Source organism: Archangium sp. (genome assembly GCF_036389735.1).
Classification (GTDB): domain Bacteria; phylum Myxococcota; class Myxococcia; order Myxococcales; family Myxococcaceae; genus Archangium.
Genome location: NZ_DASVWK010000657.1, coordinates 1 through 3,870, shown reverse-complemented (window position 1 = coordinate 3,870; position 3,870 = coordinate 1). Strand labels below are relative to the sequence as shown.

At 68.8% G+C, this 3,870-nt stretch carries 4 protein-coding genes and 1 pseudogene; 2 read left to right on the top strand and 3 right to left on the bottom strand.

The genetic code is table 11. The features are described from left to right. Both VF794_RS23010 and fabI read right to left on the bottom strand, forming a co-directional pair. A partial coding sequence (locus VF794_RS23010; protein ID WP_331113847.1) for a response regulator occupies positions 1–366 on the bottom strand: 366 nt, incomplete at its 3' end. Between the two features lie 147 nt (positions 367–513). Further along, positions 514–1,347 carry an enoyl-ACP reductase FabI gene (gene fabI / locus VF794_RS23005; RefSeq protein ID WP_331113844.1) on the bottom strand — a complete coding sequence of 278 codons (834 nt, stop codon included), beginning with the start codon at positions 1,345–1,347 and terminating at the stop codon, positions 514–516. A gap of 271 nt (positions 1,348–1,618) precedes the next feature. On the opposite strand from fabI, the gene VF794_RS23000 reads away from it, so the two are divergent. Then, complete coding sequence (locus VF794_RS23000; protein ID WP_331113842.1) at positions 1,619–1,969, top strand: helix-turn-helix transcriptional regulator; 351 nt, start codon at positions 1,619–1,621, stop codon at positions 1,967–1,969. Here the strand turns inward: VF794_RS23000 and VF794_RS22995 are convergent. Continuing rightward, complete coding sequence (locus VF794_RS22995) at positions 1,956–3,158, bottom strand: protein kinase domain-containing protein (protein ID WP_331113840.1); 1,203 nt, start codon at positions 3,156–3,158, stop codon at positions 1,956–1,958. The two genes, VF794_RS23000 and VF794_RS22995, sit on opposite strands and share 14 nt — an antisense overlap. 369 nt (positions 3,159–3,527) lie before the next feature. Here VF794_RS22995 and VF794_RS22990 point away from each other — a divergent pair. Next, positions 3,528–3,870 (top strand): annotated as a pseudogene (locus VF794_RS22990) (hypothetical protein); the annotation flags it as partial.

Genomic DNA, 3,870 nt, shown 5'->3' with positions numbered 1-3,870 from the left:
CAGGAACTTGCGCACGGTTTCCGTCAGGTCGTGATGGGAAACCGGCTTGTTGATGAACGCGTTGGCTCCGGCCTCGACTCCCCGCTGGCGCAGGTCGCCGCCCCGCTCGCCAGTGAGCAGGATGACCGGAACGTCTCGCACGTGCGTCAGAGGACTCTGGCGCACCTGCTTCACGAAGGTGATGCCGTCCATGCCCGGCATGTTGATATCCGCGATGACGAGCTTCACCGGCACCAGCCGGAGGAGCTGCAACGCCCGAGTCGCATCCTCTGCCTCGACGAACCCCATCTTCAGGTTCATGAGATAGATCTTGAGGATGTTGCGAACGGTCGGGCTGTCATCCACGAGGAGGATGTTCGCGCTCAAACCCAGGGCTCCTCCCGGACCCGAAGATCGGGACCCGGTTGAAGGAAACGATCAGACTGTATCTTGACCCCGCCATTCAGCAAAAGCGGGGGGGCATCAAAACTCGGTGGTGGAGAGGGCAACGGCGCCCGCCCCGCCGGGAAGCATTCAGGCAGTCGAGGGGCCAGAACCGGATTCCCCGCCCCCCTTCTCCCCTTCGTCGGTCCCCACCGGGGGAGCCCCGATGGCATGGTAGCCGCCGTCCACGTGCACCATCTCGCCCGTGGTGGAGGGCAGCCAGTCCGAGAGGAGCGCGCAGGCGGTGCGGGCCACCATGTCATGGCTGTTGCGGGCATCCCACCCCAGGGGTGCCTGTAGGCCCCAGCCCTTCTCCAGGGCCTTGAAGCCGGGGATGCCCTTGGCGGCCACGGTGGCCAGCGGGCCGGCGGCCAGGGCGTTGACCCGGATGCCCTTGGGGCCCAGGTCACGGGCCAGGTAGCGCACGGTCGACTCCAGGGCCGCCTTGCACACCCCCATCCAGTCGTAGATGGGCCAGGCCACGCGGTTGTCGAAGTCCAGCGTGACGATGGAGCCCCCCTGGGTCATCAGCGGCATGGCCGCCACGGCCAGTTCCTTGAGGGAAAACGCCGAGATGCGGAACGCGGTCTGCACGCTTTCCCAGGGAGTGTTGAGGAAGTTGCCGCCGAGTGCGTCCTCGGGAGCGTAGGCGATGGAGTGTAGCACACCGTCCACCCGGCCCCAGCGCTGGCGCATCGCCTCGGTGAGGGCGGGGAAGTGGGCGGGGTTGCTGACGTCCAGCTCCAGCACCTCGGTGCCCGCCTTGAGGCGCTTCGCGCTGCGCTCCGTGAGCGAGCGCGCCCGGCCGAAACCGGTGAGGATGATGTCCGCGCCCTGCTCCAGCGCGTGCTCGGCCACGCCGTAGGCGAGCGACTGGGGGGTGAGCACTCCGGTGATGAGGATCTTCTTGCCCTGCAGCAGCATGCGAAGGCCTTTCCGGGTAGGGATGAAGAGGAAGTCCCGGCGGTTTATCACTCCCGGCGGGCCCGGGGCAGCCAAAGACGCCCGCCCCCCTGCCCCGCCGGGGGATTGAAGGGGATGGACGGGGGCTGAAGTCGCGCTCACATGGCGCATGAATCCCGCCAGGAGACGAAGCAGGTTGCTGCCACGTTGACGTCCAAGGAGGTAAGATGACCAGAGGAGAGCACCGTGTACGCGCGAGCCGGTGCTCCCCTTGTCTCCCAGGGGGCTCCGAATGGACCGAAAGCTGCAACCAGGACTTGGTGAAGTGCTCCGTGACGCACGACAACGCCAGGGGCTTACTCAGCAACAAGTGGCCCGGGCGGCGAGACTCTCTCCCGCCGTGTACGGACGCCTCGAGCGCGGCGTGGGCTTGCCCAGCATCGGCAAGCTCCGGGAGCTGTGCGCCGTGTTGAACGTCTCCTCGGACACGCTCCTCTCCTTGAGTCCTCCGGGGGTGACACCTCCGCCTGTCGCTCCAACGGAGTCCCTGGAGCTGCGGAGCATCCTGGAGGATCTGCGCGGATGGCCCTCCGACAAGCTGCGGCTGTTGCGACGGGTGGTGAAGGGGCTCAACGCCCTCTGAGCGCACGCGGAGGCGTGTCCTCCCGGGGCGGCGGTACGTCATCCGCGAAGACCCCCAGCTCGAACACGCCCAGCTCCTCTCGCAACACGGACTCCTCCGCCTCGGCGATGGCCTGGCAAAGCTCCCTGGCCGCCTCCGGTGCTCCGTAGGGAGGGTCCCCCGCCGCGCCCAGGCACGCCTGGAGCGCGGCTCTCACTTCCGCCGCTGTCGCGTACCGCGCATCCGGCTCGTGACGCAGGAGCTTGCGAAGCACGTCCCCCACGGGCGCCGACACGCCCGCCTCCCGCATCACGGCTTCCACATGCGAGGGATGGAAGGCCGCGGCCCGCAGGGCCATCTGCGTCACGGACACCCAGCTCGGCACTTCCGCCTTCAACTTCACCCGCCTCTTGCGCACTCCGAGGGCCTGCTCGGCGGCGGCTTCCACCGGCTCCAGGTCATAGAGAACCCGACCGGTGAGCAGGTCCAACAACACCACGCCCAGGGAGAAGAGGTCCGCCCGGGCATCCACCTCGGCCCTGCCCGTCAGCGGCAGGCGCTCGGGCGCGGCCGTGTCGAGCAGGCCCCGGACCAGTCCCTCGGGCGAGGGGACGCGCCCGGGCATCAGACAGAACGCCGCCGCGAAGTCGGCCAGCTTCACCGCGCCCGTCGCCCGCTCCACGCGAATGGATTCCCCACCCACGGCGCGGTGGATGATCCCCAACGGCGCTCCCCGCTCGTCCTTCAGCGTGTGCGCGTGGTCCAGCGCCCCCGCCACCTCGCTGGCCACGTAGAGCGCGAAGGCCTCGGACATGCGCGCCTGTCGCAACGTGGTCAACACGCCCACCGTCTCCAGATCGCAGCCGTCCACATGCTCCGAGACGAGGAAGAAGTCCTCCCCCACCTCGTACAAGCCATGAACCCGCGCGATGGCCGGGTGCTGGAGTCGCGAGGCGAGCCACACCTCCTCCTCGAGGCGCAGCCGTGCTTCCCGAGGCGCATGGGCCGGCAACACCGTGACCTCGACGAGGGGACCTACACCCTGGGAGGTGCGCGGCCGGGCCAGGTAGCGCTCGGAAGCGTGCGGCCTGTCGCTGTCCGGCAGGGGCCAGACCTCCAGGAAGTCGGTTCCCTCGTGGGAGAAGAGGACGCGGCGGGTGGCCTCCTTGCCGCTGGCGGTCTGCCGCTGTCGTGAAGGGGGGGAATGCATATCGAGGGGAAGACTACCGCTGGAATCCGCCCCAGGAGAACGACCCGGAAAGTAGCGCCACGGGGACCTCGGCGATGTAAAACCGGACGCGTCTCGAAAAATTTACAACGGGCCGCCACGGTGCGGAGCATGCAGGTTCGAGGTGAGGGGCCGGTGCGCGTCGTCCGGAGGTGCGGCTTGTCCACTCGCGTGTCCACTCAACCTGGCGTGGCCCTCCTGGCCCTGGCGGTATTGGTGCTTCTCGAAGGGTGCGCCACGGGCCCTCCGCCCGGGGGCCTGATGAGCGGTGTCGGTCGCCACTCGCGGGCCACCTCGTTGCGCTACGACTCCGGACCTCAGCGGCCCCTGGCCACTCTCCCATCCAAAGAGGTGGCGGGAAGCGCTGGCGGCTTCCCCGAGCAGTCGGTGGACCTCTTCCAGGTGGTGCAGGAGGCCAGCGGCCTTGGGGAAGAGGCCCGGCACCCGGCGGGCGCGGCACTCTACCTGGGGCAGGCGCGTGAGTTGCTGGAGCGGCTGGCGAAGACGCGCGTCACCGCCAGGAGCTTCGCTCCACGCCGGGTGCTGTACTGGCTGCTGCGCGAGGTGCTCGTGGGCGGCGAGCGCGTGGAGTACACCGATTTGAAGTGGCGTGCCGAGCGCTTCTGGCTGCTGGTGCTGGTGCGTCCGGACGGCTACCTGGTGACCGCGCTCACCGGCACGCCCCTTCAGCGCC

What these genes read in the sequence shown, in the direction of transcription:
- fabI (WP_331113844.1), bottom strand. Translation starts at nt 1,347, where the DNA reads ATGCTGCTGCAGGGCAAGAAGATCCTCATCACCGGAGTGCTCACCCCC.
- VF794_RS23000 (WP_331113842.1), top strand. Translation starts at nt 1,619, where the DNA reads ATGGACCGAAAGCTGCAACCAGGACTTGGTGAAGTGCTCCGTGACGCA.
- VF794_RS22995 (WP_331113840.1), bottom strand. Translation starts at nt 3,158, where the DNA reads ATGCATTCCCCCCCTTCACGACAGCGGCAGACCGCCAGCGGCAAGGAG.